This is a genomic window from Spirillospora sp. NPDC048911 (assembly GCF_043198015.1).
Lineage (GTDB): Bacteria > Actinomycetota > Actinomycetes > Streptosporangiales > Streptosporangiaceae > Spirillospora.
The window spans coordinates 171286-186514 of sequence record NZ_JBICUD010000002.1; the positions used below are offsets into that span (position 1 = coordinate 171286).

The 15229-nt window shown below is 63.5% G+C and carries 9 protein-coding genes; 5 read left to right on the top strand and 4 right to left on the bottom strand.

The features are described 5' to 3' along the window. Window positions 1-210: 210 nt before the first annotated feature. Together ACGFNU_RS07990 and ACGFNU_RS07995 are read left to right on the top strand one after the other, a co-directional pair. Window positions 211-1473 (top strand): ATP/GTP-binding protein, encoded by a 1263-nt coding sequence (locus tag ACGFNU_RS07990; protein ID WP_392591302.1) that lies wholly within the window; start codon window positions 211-213, stop codon window positions 1471-1473. Then, window positions 1454-2092: an RloB family protein gene (locus ACGFNU_RS07995; protein ID WP_392591304.1), complete on the top strand. Its 639-nt coding sequence runs from the start codon at window positions 1454-1456 to the stop codon at window positions 2090-2092. The genes ACGFNU_RS07990 and ACGFNU_RS07995 overlap by 20 nt, the downstream gene beginning before the upstream one ends. Window positions 2093-2114: 22 nt before the next feature. Here ACGFNU_RS07995 and ACGFNU_RS08000 read toward each other — a convergent pair whose 3' ends face one another. Then, window positions 2115-2318, bottom strand: a complete 204-nt coding sequence (locus ACGFNU_RS08000; protein ID WP_392591306.1) for a DUF397 domain-containing protein — start codon at window positions 2316-2318, stop codon at window positions 2115-2117. Next, the gene (locus ACGFNU_RS08005; protein ID WP_392591308.1) at window positions 2315-3118 is read right to left on the bottom strand and encodes a helix-turn-helix domain-containing protein; all 804 of its coding nucleotides are present in this window, start codon (window positions 3116-3118) and stop codon (window positions 2315-2317) included. The genes ACGFNU_RS08000 and ACGFNU_RS08005 overlap by 4 nt, the downstream gene beginning before the upstream one ends. Window positions 3119-3296: 178 nt before the next feature. Here ACGFNU_RS08005 and ACGFNU_RS08010 point away from each other — a divergent pair, with 178 nt between their 5' ends. Further along, window positions 3297-3509, top strand: a complete 213-nt coding sequence (locus ACGFNU_RS08010) for a hypothetical protein (RefSeq protein WP_392591310.1) — start codon at window positions 3297-3299, stop codon at window positions 3507-3509. Between the two features lie 499 nt (window positions 3510-4008). On the opposite strand, the gene pglX is transcribed toward ACGFNU_RS08010, so the two are convergent. Both pglX and pglW read right to left on the bottom strand, forming a co-directional pair. Continuing rightward, the gene (gene pglX / locus ACGFNU_RS08015) at window positions 4009-7677 is read right to left on the bottom strand and encodes a BREX-2 system adenine-specific DNA-methyltransferase PglX (protein WP_392591312.1); all 3669 of its coding nucleotides are present in this window, start codon (window positions 7675-7677) and stop codon (window positions 4009-4011) included. Next, the gene (pglW, locus tag ACGFNU_RS08020; RefSeq protein WP_392591314.1) at window positions 7674-11921 is read right to left on the bottom strand and encodes a BREX system serine/threonine kinase PglW; all 4248 of its coding nucleotides are present in this window, start codon (window positions 11919-11921) and stop codon (window positions 7674-7676) included. Before pglW ends, pglX begins: the two co-directional genes overlap by 4 nt. 246 nt (window positions 11922-12167) lie before the next feature. On the opposite strand from pglW, the gene ACGFNU_RS08025 reads away from it, so the two are divergent. Beyond that, on the top strand, window positions 12168-13949 hold the full coding sequence (locus ACGFNU_RS08025; RefSeq protein WP_392591315.1) for a DUF262 domain-containing protein: 1782 nt from the start codon (window positions 12168-12170) through the stop codon (window positions 13947-13949). Next, a complete protein-coding gene (locus ACGFNU_RS08030; protein WP_392591317.1) occupies window positions 13946-14989 on the top strand; it encodes a hypothetical protein in 1044 nt (347 codons plus the stop codon). Before ACGFNU_RS08025 ends, ACGFNU_RS08030 begins: the two co-directional genes overlap by 4 nt. The last annotated feature ends 240 nt before the right edge of the window (window positions 14990-15229 follow it).

A 15229-nucleotide genomic window follows, 5' to 3' on the forward strand; every position in this document is an offset into this window, starting at 1 on the left:
TAGGACACGGCGTCAGTCAGGCTATAGGAGGGGGGCGGGCTCGGATCCCCTTCTGCCGGCAGGAATCAAGCGTCCGCATCAGGCATCGATCAGCGGGTTGCCCCGACACCGGCCCCACCACTGTGATTACATAAAGTTACTAGTGCCGTTCCGTGTGGTTTTCCTGCAAACTAGGCGGGGAAGCCTTCTGTAGGGGAGGTTAGAGGTGCCATGCTGCTAAGTTTCCGCGCGGCGAACCATCGGTCGCTGCGCGATGAACAGCAGTTGCTGCTAACGCCTGCCTACGAGCCCGCCGCACCCGCCGATACCCCATGGGAAGCACTGACGGTCGCGGGCATCTTCGGCCCCAACGCCTCGGGCAAGTCGAACGTGATCGACGCTCTCCAGTACATGGCGGACATGGTGCACGGCTCCTTCCGCGAGAGCGAACCGGGCGGCGGAGTAGAACGCCATCCGTTCGCACTCGATCCGGGACTGAGTGAGGAGCCGTCCACCTTCGTCGTGGACGTGGAGCTCGACAAGATCAGATATACCTATGGCTTCGCTCTTGATGACGTGAGGATCATCGAGGAGTGGATGTACAGCTATCCGAACAAGCGGAAGCGCACGATCTTCCATCGGAAAGGCGACGACTATACCTACGGAGAACACTCTCCGGAGGGACTCCGCCAAGTAGAGCAGCTGACGGAACCCAATGTGCTGTTCCTCTCCGTTGCCGTGCGGTCAAAGCAGGACATCCTACGGCCGGTATATGCATGGTTCTCCAACATCCGGTATCTCTCCCCGCAGCGGCCGTACCGCCATCGAGTGATCGACGATTTCATGTCACCCTCGGAGCTGAAACGCCTCTCCACCCTTCTTCGAGCGGCGGATACAGGGATCGAAGCCCTGGAACTCATCGATGAGACGGAAGAAGAGTTCACGGCGCGCATCGCGAATTACCCGAAGACGCTCGAACGGACGCCTCCGCGTAGGAAACGGCTGGTCTTTCGGCACCGGGGGGCGGCAGGGGACGTCATGTTGAGGCCGAGAGACCAGTCGCTCGGTACTCAGACTCTGTACGGATTGAGCGTTCCGGCCTTTTCTGCGCTTGACAAAGGCACCCTGCTCGTCGTCGACGAACTGGACTCCAGCCTGCATCCGTTCCTCACGGCACAGTTGATCGGACTCTTCCGTGATCCGGCGACCAATCCGCGTGGCGCGCAGCTGATTTTCACCAGCCACGATGTGTCGCTGCTCGGCAGGATCCAAGGTCAGGGCATCCTTCAGCGCGACCACGTGTGGTTCACAGAGAAGGACGACTCGGGGGCTACGGAGCTCTTCCCACTGTCGGAGTTCAAACCGCGCAAGGACGAGAATCGCGAACGGCGCTACCTGGCCGGCCGCTACGGGGCGGTGCCGGTGATCAACGACGAGTTGTTCGTCGCCGCGATCGCGGCCCGCGAGGACTCTGATGTCTCCGAGGACTCCTAAACCCAGCGGACGCCGGGTCCGCGACAAACCCTTCGATTCGTGTACCGACCTCGCGCGCCGTCCCGGCGGCTCCCGAGTCGAACAGACGAGCTTCCTCATCCTCTGCGAGGGCAAGACCGAGAAGCTCTACTTCACAGGCATGCGGACGCGCCGGGGCCCCCAACTCGCCGTCGACGCTCCCGACCGAGACCACTTGGGCGTGGTCAGAGAGGCGATCGCCCGGAGGACCGACGAGTATGACGAAGTGTGGTGTGTGCTCGACACCGAGCTCGATGAAGCATTGGTCACCGAGATCGTTCGCGAGGCATGCGCCGGTGGCGTCAAACTGGCCCTGTCGTCACCGTGCTTCGAAGTCTGGCTGATCCTGCATCACGAGGTCTGCGCAGCCCCGTTCCAGTCCGCGGAGCAGGCCAAGAAGAAGCTGGCGCAGGTGTTGCCAGGCTGGTCCGAGACGACGACGAGATTCGCAGACTTCAAGAAGGGGGTACAGGACGCCTGCCAACGCGCCCGCCCCCTCTCCGGCGACGCGGACGACCTCCTCCAGAACCCCTCGACCAACGTCTGGCGCCTCGCCGAGCTGATCCTGAACCCACCGAACGAAACACAACGAGGCTTCTGATCCAAGAGAACCGAGACCCGGGTCAATCCAAGTCGTATTCGCTGTGCTTGATACGACGCGCGAACGTCGTCCAGCCAGCAGTGCTGAAGTTCAGTACCGATCCGGCGGGGTCTTTGGAATCCCTCACGGCGATCATGAAGTTGGACTTGGCAAGTTCCACGCAGTCGCCACCGCTATGGCCGCTGTAACTGCTTTTTCGCCACCGAACCGTTGACGCTTCTTTCATGGACCCTCCATCGCAGCTTTGATCACGACTCGCGTCTCGTCGACGGAGAGTGCGTGACCGCGAAGTAGATCCCAGCGTACGACCTTGTCCTTCACTCTCGCGGCTCGCTCGATGAGCTGCCCCTCACCTGCTGACTCGGTGTAGGCGATGTCTGGCTCGTCGTCGAAACCAAGGATCGTGAAGCTGCCTTCGAGGCCGGTGTGGTATCCGGCGGAGGTCGGCACGATCTGGACCATGGTGTTAGGCCGGTGTGAGGCTTCGAGGAGAACGCCGAATTGCTCGTGCATGATGGCCGGAGAGCCGATCACTCGCCGCAGAACGAACTCGTCGATCACCAGCCAGACTCGAGGCGGGTTATCACCAGAAATTATCGCCTGCCGTTCCATCCGCTTCGACACCAGGTCGGCCGTTCTTGGACCTTCGATCGCGCCCATAATTGCGGTCGCGTACCCGTTCGTCTGAAACAGGCCGTTGATCAGAAGACCACAAAATATTCGAACCGTTGAAGCCTTCTTTTCGCGTTGAGCATATTCAGGAAAGCCAGGTGGTAGCGCAGAGGTAAGCTCGATGTCTCCCGCCAGCTTCCATAGGCGGTGGAAATGGCCGTCTGTTCTGAAGAACGTGTCCAGGTCCAGAGCGCTCTGCTCGGAGATCTTGCGACCGGCCTCCATGGTGCTGATCCATTGAGGAGTGCAGCCTAGAGCGTCGGCCAGCTCTTTACCGGTGAGGCCACCCGCCTCGCGCATCCGCCGCAGCTCAGTGCCGAAGAACGTGCGAGCGGGGTTGTCATTGTCCGCCATGATGATCTCCGAGGGGAGTTAACCGCGCGGTTGGGTTTAGTTGATCTCTGACCGGATTGAGCAATGGTGGTCGCCGGTTCCTTTTCGAGAGTAGACCACTCCTGTGATTCTGATGCCACCCGATATCTCACCTGAGGGTATTGAGGGAGTATGTCCAAAAATCACCAGGAAGTGCAAAATGGCGATCTACGTGCCAGGGTGGCATAACGAGCAAAAGAATCGGTGCCTTGTCGCTCGCCGGCTCGGCCCGCTCACCGACTACCAGCTGCTGAACGGCTGTCTGGTAGAGGTCACTGCACAGACCGACGGCGAACTGTGGCTGCTCTGCGATGCTCAAGCACGATTGGCGGAACGCGTCGCGGCGGCCGAGAAGATGAGGGCTCGATCATGAGGGCCCACTGCTCACCAGAGACACAGGAGCGGCTGAGTGTCCTCCGTGCGAACCTCGAAGGAGTCGGCTTCACAACAGAGTTGATGCCGGAGGTCTGAGAGTCCGCAACCCTGGCGCGGCCGGATGCTGCGCAGGCCAACCCACACCCGCTGACACGATCACCTGCGGCCCCAACCAGGAAGACGGAGGACGGTACTGGTTCTTCACGTCATGGCAGCAGCCGATCGCCGAAGCAAACAACATCATCGACGCATCTTTGATCATCACGCGCTACCTGGGCGTGCCCGAATGAGAGCGTCCGACAGCGGAGCCTGGTGTCCAAACCCGGCCGAGTACCTAGCTCAGCTTCGAGCGGAGTTCCCGACCATCGGCATCGTGGCCGACCTCCGCCGACCAGTGTGGATGGCCGTACGCGGTGACACGCTCTTCATCAGAGCAAGCAGTGGAATCATCCTCCGCGAACGCCTACTAGAAGCAACACGAAGCGAGGCGCCGCTGCCTAACCCTCACTCTTCTTTGGAGCGCGACCACGCCTGCCCTTCGGAGGACGCCAGCTACGCAGGTTCTCCTCGGTCAGGCCGTGACGCTCCATCTGCTGCTCGAAGTAGCCGCCATAGGCGGCGGCCGGACTGATGCCGAACGCAGGATCGACGTCACCGTGCCACTGCTCCACCCACGGCATGACCTCGGCGAGCCCCGCGAGCAACGGGATCAGCCGCTCAACCTCCCACCCATCCCGAGTGGTGCGCTCTTCAATAAGCGTCATCAACGCATGCGCCTGCCGCCGATGATCCCATCCAGCCCACCCCACCAGCAGAGATCTGTCACCATCTGGACTGGCACCCGGGTGCGAAATAAACCGCTCCTTCGGAACGTCCAGCTTTCCGCGATTGCGCCAGTAGGAGTTCTTGAGAAAATCCGCGCTAGCGTACTTCGGCGGGAGCGGGATCGAAAGATCCTTGCCGGTCGCGTCCTCCTCACGCTGCATCTCCCACGTACGTTCCCATTGCGACCTCTTGCGCATCCCCGAGTCCTTGTACCGCAAGGCTGCAAGGAACGGGACATGCTCGGAATCCATGATCTCGGTCAGCACATCGATCAAGTCGGCGTCGTCCCCCGCGTACAAGCGGGCCACCGAGACAAAGTCTTCATCGTCCCGCAGCCGATCGGCCAGCCGAGCGATCGTCATCATGCGCGGCTGCTCAACTCCGGTCTCGTCCGGCGCGAACCACAGCTCCCGCGCCTCACACCGATCAAGCAGCCAGTTCCGGAGAGCCGCCTTCTCCTTCTTTTCCCACGGCTCCGTAGCCCACCGCCGCTTGTACTCCGGCCGTTCGATCAATCCGATCGTCTGCGGCCGAGACTCAATGATCTCAATCCGCTTCTCCACCACCCGCCGATACTCCTCCGGCCAGTGCGCAGGTACCTCAGTGATCGGCGAGGAGCCATGCCGTGCGAACCATTGCGTCTCGACTTGACCCACGGCTATTTTTCGCGCCAACACAATCTCGAACGCCCGCTCACCCGGCTTGATCCCTGGCACCGTCTCTGGGACGGTCCCTAGCTCAGCCGCCTCCTCAGTTGTCAGCAGTCCGTAGAGGCAGTAGACCTCCCAGTCCAACTCCTCTTGGAGGGCAATCATCTCGCTGCGTAGTGCCTGGTGCTCATTATGGCTAAGGTCGAGTCTGTCCTTGCTTGGAACAGAATGAGAGCAGACCTGATCAGGGGTTGTTTTCGCTAGCTTGAGCGCTATGTCGTCCAGCTGGTTACACCAGGTGTCTAGCTGGCCATTCGGGATCGGAAACTTTTCAAGTTTGGTCACAGTGAATTCGTAGCGATTCTCCCAGGCCTCATCCTGTACGCCTCGCCCGATTCCACTGCCACCCTTTGACTGACTGACTTGTTTCAGCCAGAAGCATGCGGTGGAGCTGTTTAGCAAGCCCAGTATTCCCAGAAAGTCGCTCTCATTTGTCCCTTCTGAAAGCTTGATCACAGGCGTCGATCGATTGAACACCTTTCCGCCGCGATCCAATACGAAGTGATTGTGTGTGGCTACGAATGCAAATGCTATGGATGGCTGTGCTTTGAATCTCCTCTTAAAGAACATGGAGAATTCGAACCAAGTGAGTCCACGTTCGAGTTGAGACTTTCCATATGCAATGCGCTCACGCAGAATGGTGCGATTGGGCCAGAGTACGCGAACAGTAGCCTCGTCAGCCGATGCCTGCAACGACTCCGGGTCGTATGGCCACAAGGAGGCGGTGGGATTGGTGATAATCCAGTCACGCGTAGCTTCGCCCTCAACTAGAGCGAGTTGTTGTCCATCTGGGACGCCGAGGCGTCGAAGGGCTCCCTCTCCTAGCATATAGGCACTATCTTCGCGAGTAACCGCGCCGAATCCGATATCCTTTGCGTAATCTTTCAAGGAACTGTTCGAGGCACTGGTAAGGGATTCCTGGAGCTCGCCAGCTCCACCACCGCCAAGGCTCCAGGGGTGGGAATGGAAGTTTTCCTGAGGCAGGAGCGCTAGGCCGACCCACTCGTTGTCTGTCTCGGCTTTCTTGACTGCTCGTTCAATAGCTAGCCATACTTTTCCATTGCGTGGGCTGGTCGGCTGGCCAGCCTCGCCGCGAATGCCAAGGATGGCGCGAACTGGTTCGCCGTGCGGTGTAATTCGTCGCCCGGCCAGAATTACCGTGGGAGTTCCATGTCCGGGAATATAGGCGCCAGAAGTGTCGATCACGTGAGAGAGTTTTATGGTTCGAAGGAATTCTTCGACTAGTTTCTTTCCGAACTCCCGTTTCATAAAAGAGTTGGCTGTGATCTGTCCGACGTAGCCGGACTTCTTGCGCTCCCTGCCTCCTCGAACGGCGAGGTGGAAAAATCTTTCAATGAAAGGGACGGAAAGGGCGTAGGCTCCGGAACAGCTCTGGTAGTAGCGGTAGCTGCGGTTCTCCGCCTTGTCCTTTACGGTGATGTACGGCGGGTTGCCAAATACCACGTGATAGCCGCTAATGCCCAGCATGTCCACGGACTTGATGTAGTCGCTGACATCCTCAGTAGAGAAGATGAAGGGCTCTGTTTCGACTAGCCTGCCGTCACTGGAAAAGGTCCAGGCACCCTGGTCCAACTGAGGGCCGCCGCGGCCGTGGATGAGGGAGTCACCTACGGCGATGTTGAGGGCGAAATCCGGAGTTTCTCGCAGGGTGTTGACGTCGCCCGCTTTCATGGCGGCTATGAGAAGGCGGAAACGGGCGATGGCTACGGCGAAGGGGTTCTTGTCCACGCCGTGGACCGAGTAGAGGGTGCGGTGGATCAGGTCCCACTTGTCGGCGGCGGGGGCTTGGCGCTGCCAGCGATCAAGGATGCGGTGGAAGGCGCCCAGGAGAAAGTGGCCGGAGCCGCAGGTGGGGTCGATCACGCGGATGCCGCGCGGGAGGTTCAACTCGGCGGGGCAGGCTTCGGGGGGCTCGGGGTCGAGGCCGAACTCCTCAATGGCGGGGTCGAGGGTCAGGTCGAGGATGAGTTCTTCGACAAACTCGGGGGTTTGGAGCAGGGCGTAGGTTTTCTTGGCGTGCTCGGAGAGCTCTTGGTAGAGATCGCCTAGGAAGCGGGTGTTCCAGGTTGAGTCTTCGAAGTGGTGGATGGGGATCAGGGTCTCGCCATCGGGGCGGGTCTGGCGCCAGAAGGTGATCAGAGCCTTGGCGGCTTCGAGGGATGGCGTGATCCGCCACATGGGGTTGTGGTCGGGGTCGAAGAGGCCGGCGGCGACTGGAGAGGCCTTGGCCATGGCCTTGACGCCTTCTTCGATCCACTCGCGGTCGGTCTTGGCGACGTTCTCCGGGTGCTCAAAGAACGCCTGCTGCCGTTCTTTGGCCAGTTCGAGGCGGTCGCCTGGGCCGCTGAGGAAGACCTCGTCGATTAGGTGGTTGTCTTCACAGAAGCGCAAGAAGACCGTGCTTAGGGTCCAGGCCACAGCGGACTGGGTGAGCTGGCCTTCGAGCCAGGTGTCGTAGGTCGCCGCTGTGCGCTCGCGGTCGACGGCGTTCCGCCATTCGGCTTCTAGGGATGGTTTGAACGGGGGTTCGGCGGCTCGTTCTCGTAGGTCGGTCTCCAGTGCCCGCACCTGTGGCTTCAGGTCGTTCAGCAAGGCAGTGGGGTCGATCACGAAACGCTCCTTGTGTCTTGCAGGGCGAAGCCACCAGGGACGGCGAGTTGCTCATTCTCGCCCATGGCTCGGACGACCTGGTGGTCCAGTGAGGCTTCACCGTTCGGGTCGGCCATCGGGCAGAACAACCAGAGGCCGTGCGGGCCGTGGCCGGAGTCCTGGGCCGCGATCTTGAGGCGGGTCAACAGCTCGGAGCCGCCGGTGTAGCGGGCCAGGGGGGTTGCGTCGTGCAGGAGGACGGTGCCTTCGGCCTTCTGAATCTGTTGCTCCAGGCGTTCCCAGACCTCGTCGACCAGGCGTTGGAAGCCGATGCGGGCGGCGGGGGAGGCGTCGGGGGAGTCCGCGGCCAGGACGGTCTCCCAACGGGGCTTGCCGCGCTCGGTCACGATGTCGCGCAGGGTTCGCAGGAAGGTCTGCGCCACATGGATGGGAGTGATGCCCTCCATGGTGAGGAGGACGTCGAGGACGGATGACGACTCGTCCAGCCAGGACTTGACGGCGAGGAAGCCGCCGCGTTCGGCGGCGGACGCGAGGCGGTCCCAGGTTTCCGCGCTCGGGGAGATCGCACCGAGTCTGGTCTGGAGGCCGGGGCGGCCACGGGAGACCAGGGATGTGAGCAGCGGGCGGCTTGGGAGGACGAACCGTCCATCGGTCACGTTGATCGTGACGTTCAGTTGCTTCTGGAGGAGTGTGCGCAGCTCGTCGGGTTGGGGGAGTGCCGTGAGTTCTGGGAAGCGGGCCAGGACGCGGTTGCGGAGCTCGTCCGGAGTGAGGCCCGGAGGGCCCAGATAGCTGGCGGCCTGTGCGAGTTGCAGGGCCTTACGGGGGTCCAGGTCTCGCGGGTACAGCTCCAGCCGCGCCGTCATGGCGGCGTTCTGGGAGGCGTCGGCGGCGAGGGACACCAGGTCGAGGTCCGAGAGGGGCGGCATGCCTTCCGGGCGCGGAACGGCGTTCAGCTCGGTGCGTACGGTCGCGGCTCCTGGGAGAGGGCTGGTCTCTGAGAGGTCCACGAGTTTGTCAGCCTGGCGCCCCAGATCTGCGGCGTAGTCGAGGAGTTCCTCTTCTACTGGGGCGGTGGGGTCGTCCTCGGCCACGGCCGCGATCAGAATGCGGCCGCCCACGCGGCGCCGGGCCAGGCGTGGGTTTTCGAGGTGTTCTTCGGTTTCGACCGCGGCTCGGACGCAGGCATCGGCCACCGCACGGCGGCCGGCAGGGTCGTCGATTTCCGCGCCGCGGGCGGCCAGCAACGCCGAGGCGAGCCTGCGCGCCTCCATCACCCGGCCGTGCGCGTGAAGAAGTTCCAGCACGGTGGCGCGCAGCGCGGTGACGGCCGGGACACTCTTGGTCCAGCGCGCTCGCGCCGCACCCAGAAGCCGATTGACGTGCGATTGGCTGAGTTCGAGGGCCTCGGCCACGGATGTCTGGGACGACCAGGACGGGAGAGGAGCCGGATCGCCGTCGTTGTCGGGCAGGCCCAGCACGGCCTGGATAACACGTACCTCAGTGCCGTTGCTACCTCTGTCGCTGGGGACCAGCCGCTCGGCGATCGCGTCGAGGCTGAGCCGGTTGAGCTCGCGCGCCTCCGTATGGGTGCGCTCGGAGGCTCCGGCCTTCTCGCTGACCGCGAGTTGCTGCCGCCACTCGCGCGCCCGCTGGACGAGTTCGTTCCGCGGGCCGAGGCCCACCCCGCGGAGTCGCTGGATCCGCGCGGCCGGGACCTTGATCAGCTCGCCGACGGTGGAGACCTCGAGCTGCTGCAGCGTGATCGACAAGGCGCGGGCGGTCAGGCCCGCGGCGATCAGTGGTGTGTCGGCCGACACGGTCGTGGCGGCTTGCTCGCGAGCCTGCTCGGGATCGGTGGACTGCTGGTGAACGGTCGTGGGGGTGGTCGCCGGAAGCGTCTCGTCGAGGCCTTGGAACAGGTTCAGCCAGGCGACCTTCATCTCCTGGAGCGATGAATGCCGTTTGGTCGCGTCCCGGTGCAGGGCCTTGCGGAAGAAATCCGCCAGGCGCTCACGCAGCAGGGGGTCGAAGCTGTCCTCGGCGAGCTGGGGGATCTGCTCACTCGCGTCCAGCAGGTGTGGAGCGGCCACCCCGTCGCCCCACGATGGCAGCTCGGTGCTGGCCATCTCGTGCAGGGTCACGGCCACCGCATAACGCTCGGCGGCCGCATCGTAAATGGGGCGACGTTCGGATCCCAGGAACGGGTCCAGATAAGGCGGGGTGCCCACGCCGGTGTCACGGTCGGTCGCGCCCGCCAGGGAGAAGTCGAACAGGACCAGGCGCCGCCCCTTCTTCGGCAGCTCCTTGATGGCCAGGTTGTCGGGCTTGATATCGCGGTGCCAGATCCCCTCGTCCTCCAGATAGGTCACCGCCTGGAAGAGGTGGTCGCCGAGGTTCTGCAGGTCGTCGATGGTGAGGCGGCCCTGGCTGCGCAGGAAGTGCGACAGGGTCTGCTGACCGGCCTGTTCGAGCACGAGGGCGTGCCGTTGCCCGAAGTCCTGCGGTCCTGAGATGAGCCGGACGATGTGGGAGTCATGGATGCCGCGGAGCTGTGCCGCCTCGTGGACCAGACGCTCGCGGCCCGCCTCGTTCAGCGCGACCTTGAGTACCTGCTCGTGGCCGTCCCGTTCGACCAGCAGTGCCCGTGCCGTCGAGCCCTTGCCCAGAACGCGGGTCACCCGCCAGCCCTGGACGATGGCCCCCCTCGTCGCCTCCAGCAGGTCGGGGATCTCTTCCTCGTCCGGGGCGGTGATCTCCTCCTCGACCTGTTCGAGCCAGTCGAGGAAGGCGCGCACCGACTCGTGCCGGTCCGACGGTTGGACGGCTGTGGCGCCCTGCACGAGGTGGTCCATCGAGGGCGTCATGTCGTCGCAGACCGCGGACGGCACCAGCGCCTGCTGAGCCGAGAGCCGGCTCGCCAGTATGGCCCTGTCCTTGGCGGGAGGCTGAGCGGTGAGAATTAGGTGTGTGATCGCGCCCAGTCCGAACACGTCCAGCTGAACGCCCTCAGCTTCGGCGTGCCCGAATTCGGGAGCCAGGTAGGCGCCTGCCGAGCCTTCGATATGGGCGGCGAGTGACGTTCCTTTGCCAGAGTCGGCGAGCGCGGACGGGCGGCCGGACGAACCGGAGCCGGGCCTGGCCGACACCTGCCAGTCGCAGATGCGCAGTCGTGGATAACGGCCGTCCATCTCGACGTAGACGCTCCGCGCGGCCAGCGCGCGATGGTAGAGATGCCGGCGATGTGCGTGGTCAAGGGCTTCGGCGAGCTGCCGCACCATCTCGATCCGGGTCTCGATCGGCAGGTCTTCGCCCTGCTCCGCGATGAAGTGATCGAGACGGACCCAGTCGGCGCCGTGCCGGAAGATGACGGACGGTCCGGCCTCATGCTCGTCGCTGTACTGCTCGGCCTGGACGATGCCCTCGTGTGAGATGCCCTGCAAGGCGAGGTACTCGCGGCGGGCCGCCCGGCGAGTCGAGTCGCGTTCTTCCTTGGTGGCGCCCAGGTTCGACAGGTAGAGACGGATCCGGCGGGGCTGGTCTCCGGGGAGGCCGGTGTTCTCGGCGAGATAGTCCTCCCAGGTGGGACCCGCGTCGAACGACTGGGGCGCCAGCTCGAAGGGGCCGATCTTGCGGTGCTTGCGCAGCCCGGAGATCCCGGCCTTGTTGAGGAGCTTGTGCAGCTGCTTGGACAGCGCGGGCTCCACGATGTCCCGGCTGCTTCGCGGCGGTGCGCCGAGGAGACCGGTCCAGATCCCGGGAAGCCCGGTCTGGGCTTCGAGGCCGTCCCTGCCGAAGACGTTCAGCTTCTGCACGTCATCGAATTCGCACCGCAGATCCGGCGCTGACAGAAAAATCGCCGGCCGGATGTAGGGGATGCGCAGGTGCTTCAGCCCGGGAAGCTGATTGCGCGCCCACTCCAGCTGCTGGCGGAGCTGCTTGCACTTCAGGTCGGTCAGGTGGAGGGGGTTCTCGAACGACCGCGTCCTGTCGTCCGCCTGGAAGATCCAGGTGCTCCCGTTGTTGATCGCTCGGCCCGGATGGCTTTTGATCTCCACCAGGAACAGCCCGGCGCGGGTCGCGATGAGCAGGTCGACCTGGGGCACATGGCCGGACTGGGCCGTGAACGAGAAGGTCTGCCAGGCGCGGTAGGGTTCGGCGGCCGGCATCTGGTCACGGACATGCTTGAGAGCGTCCTCCTCCCAGGTGAAGTCTGATCGCGGCCCCCACCAGCGGTTGGACACCCCGTGCCACCTCTTCTAGCTCTGTCCCGTCCTGCCGTGCAGCTCAAGCCCCGTACAGCACACCCGTCTCGTGGCCGACAGCTTACGGCCGCGGGCGGCACCCGTAGTACCCGTCCGGTCAGGCGCTCCCGCAACAATCGACTTATGACGCCAAGTGGAACCCTCGGATAAAAGGTACACATAGGAAGCGCTTGACTCGGTAATGTTTCGAACCCCGGAGCCCTTCGTCAAATCCCGGAGGCAGTAGTGGCCCTGGACAGCCCCCAGCTCGACGCCCTCCTGGACCGTGTCGCCGCAGGGCAGATCCAGTTGCCGGATTTCCAGCGGGAATGGAAATGGGACGACGAGCGAGTGGTGTCGATCCTCGCCACGGTCACCATGGGCTACCCGATGGGCGTGATCATGACTCTGGAGACCGGGGGGCAGGGAGCGGGGTTCAAGGCCCGTCCCCTCGCGGGAGTCGTGGGGGCCGAGCGAGAGTACCGCGGCATCGAGCAGGAACTGCTCCTGGACGGACAGCAGCGGATGACCTCGCTGTTCCAGGCGCTTCGGTCGGGACGCCCGGTCGAGACCCGCGACCTTCGTGGCAACGACCTGCGCAGGTGGTACTACATCCACGTCGAGACGGCGGTCGAGGAGAACGGAGACCGGGAGAAAGCGATCATCTCGGTTCCCGAGGACCGTGTGATCCGCTCGCAGTTCGGGCGCCGTATCGACCTGGACCTGAGTACTCCCGAGCTGGAACGTGCCGCGGGGTACTTCCCGCTCAATCTGATCTTCAACAACAGCGCGATGATGGCGTGGCTTTTCAGCTACTCGCGAGAGGCGGCCGGCGGGGAGGAGATCTGGACGAGGTTCCAGGAATCCGTGGTCAACAACGTGCTGAAGTATCAGGTGCCGACCATCCGGCTGACCAAGGAGACTCCGAAGGAGGCCGTTTGCACGGTCTTCGAGAAGGTCAATACCGGAGGCGTGGTCCTCAACGTTTTCGAGTTGTTGACCGCGACGTTCGCCGGAGACGCCACGTTCTCCGAGCGGCACGGATACGACTTCCATCTGCCGGAGCACTGGGAGAAGACTCGGAACGAACTGGTCACAACACATCCGGTGTTGGACGAGTTGAGCAACACCGACTTCCTCCAGGCGGTCTGCCTGGCCTCCACCTATCACCGGGAGGGAGTGCCCGTCGGCTGCAAGCGCCGCAACATGCTGGACCTTGAGCTGGAGGAGTACCTCACCTGGGCGCCGAAGATCGCCGATGCCTTGCACTGGGCCGGCCGGTTCCTGGCCGAGCAGTGCGTCTTCCGTGCCCAGGACCTCCCGTACCGGACTCAGTTGCCGCCCCTTGCGGCCATCCGCACCGTGCTCGGTCCGGAGACCGATACGGAGGAGGCGAGAGCCAAGCTCGCTCGTTGGTACTGGTGCGGCGTCTTTGGTGAGCAGTACGGCGGCACCGCTGACAGTCGTTTCCCGCGTGACCTGGAGCAGATGGTCACGTGGATCCGGGGCGGACGGGTCCCCGAATCCGTGCAGGAGGCGCGGTTCGTCGAGACGCGCTTGCTCTCCATGCAGACGCGCAACAGCGCTGCCTACAAGGGTGTCTTCGCTCTGCTGCTCCAGCAGGACTGCACCGACTGGTTCTACCTCGACAAGCCCCTCGATGGGAACCTGCTCGAGGACTACAAGGTCGAGATCTATCGGATCTTCCCCAAGCAGTGGTGCGGGAAGAACGGTATCGACCCTCAGCAGCAGAACAGCGTGGTCAACAAGACCCTGCTATCACACAGAGCGGGACGCGCAGTCGGGACCCGTCCTCCCACCGCATACCTTCAGGTGCTGGAACGCGAGTCCGGTATCCAGGCCAATTGGCTCGACGACGCTGTGCTCACGCACCTGATCGAGCCGCGCCTGCTGCGCGCGAACGACTTCGAAGCGTTCTTCCAGCACCGGACGAACGAACTGGTCGCCCTCATCGAGCATGTGATGGGCCAGCGCGCGGTGCGCGCCGAGGAGGAGGCGCAGGCGTGACCCCTGAGGAGTTTCTGGCCGACGCCGCGTCCCGAGGTCCCGATCGGGTCGTGAAGATATCCATCCAGGCGCTGCTCGACATCTGGGGCTATGCCTCACGGGGCCCCGGCGCTGTCGCCCAGATAGGTGCCGCGCTTGCTGAGGCAGGACTGACGACCGTTCCTTATTTCGACGACGTGCCCGACATGCGTCAGCAGGTGAGCGTTGTTCTCAAGGCCTCGGAGCCCGCCCCTGGCCCTTCGCAGACCGAACCCGGACCTCCGCCGAGCGGGGAGGGCACGGACGCCGACCTGGAGTCGAGCTTCCCTCCGGTATCGCTGTGTGTCGGAGAGATCCCCAGTGCCTGCCGCGGCGTGGAGTCGGTGGGGATCGCGGACTCTCTGCAGTACGCCCAAACCTTGATGATGCGGCACGACTACTCCCAGCTCGCCGTCCTGGACGGCAGCGTCCTGCGCGGAGCGGTCACCTGGGAATCGATCTCGGCCGCGAAGATCTCTGGCATTGGGCCGGAGTTGCGCCATGCCATGATGAGCGAGATGCCTGAGGTGCTGCATCCCAGGGACAAGCTGCTCGACAAGATCCCCGAGATCAGCCGCAACGGCTTCGCCTTCGTCGTCGACCACGACGCGTTGGCGGGCATTATTACAACCGCTGACCTTTCACATCAGTTTGCCCAACTGGCCGGCCCGTTCCTGCTGATCAGCGAGATCGAACGTCGCGTTCGTCGCCAGATCGACAAGGTCTGCTCCCTGGAGGACATCAAGAGCGCGGGTAGCTTCAACCCGACCAAGCCTTTGACCGGTCTTGAGTCAGTGCATGGTCTGACCTTCGGGCAGTGTCGGCAGGTCTTGTCGAACGCCGACATCTGGAAGCGGCTGGGGTGGGACATCGAGCAGTCGGTCTTCTTGGCGGACCTGAAGGTGGTGAAGGACACCCGGAACGAGGTCATGCACTTCCGCCCCGAGCCCCTGAGTGACCGCCAGCTCGCCACCCTGGAGAAGTTCGCCAAGTGGTTGAGGCGGCTCGACCCCCTCCCGTAGGGGGCGTCCAGTACTCGCCGCGGTTGTCGAGGGGGCCTTCCTTCTGACCCGCCGCCCCAACCCTCCGCGGCTCACCCGGTATGCCGTGAGTCACCTCGCGGTGGAGCGCACGCTCGACATCACCGCCGCCCGCGACGTGCTCGGCTACGACCCCAAGCCGACCTCCTTCGCCGGCGCCGCCGACTGGTAGCCGCCCCGCTCGGGGCCCTCAGAAACCCCGGGAGATCTCTGTCTTCATTT